At 61.4% G+C, this 430-nt stretch carries 1 protein-coding gene; it reads right to left on the reverse strand.

Annotation, left to right across the window (positions count from 1 at the left end; genetic code table 11):
• The coding region (locus JHD77_RS32095) for a DnaB-like helicase N-terminal domain-containing protein (protein WP_325099881.1) at positions 1-430 on the reverse strand (430 nt) is incomplete at both ends.

Below are 430 nucleotides of genomic sequence, written 5' to 3' on the forward strand. Positions count from 1 at the left end.
TCGCGAGGCCCTTGTTGATATCGACAAAGTCGGACTTGTGCTGATCTTGGCCGAGGGCGAACAGCTTCTGCTCGATCTCCTCCTGAACCTCACAGGGATTCGCCTGGTGGTTCGAGGCGGTTCTGGTGCAGTGGTGCCCGAGAGACATCAACTGCCGCAGGTGCGCCCGATCGCGAACGATCTGCGCGTAAGCCTCGATATTGGCCACGGAGGGCGTGTTGTCAGCGAGCTGGCCGAGGTAGGCCAGCCCGCCGGCTTCTGGAAGGTCTTCGATCGCTTCCGACACCGTCACGACGTCAAACGGGGCGTCCTTCGCGGCCAACTCGCTGATGGCGGTGAAAATCAGCCGATGCTCATGCCGGAAGAAGTCCTCCTTCTGCAACTGATCGCCGACAATGTCCCATGCCGCGTTGTCCAGCATCAGGCCGCC

The sequence above is a fragment of the Pseudomonas sp. P20 genome, assembly GCF_016463925.1.
GTDB classification, from domain to species: Bacteria; Pseudomonadota; Gammaproteobacteria; order Pseudomonadales; family Pseudomonadaceae; genus Pseudomonas; species Pseudomonas aeruginosa.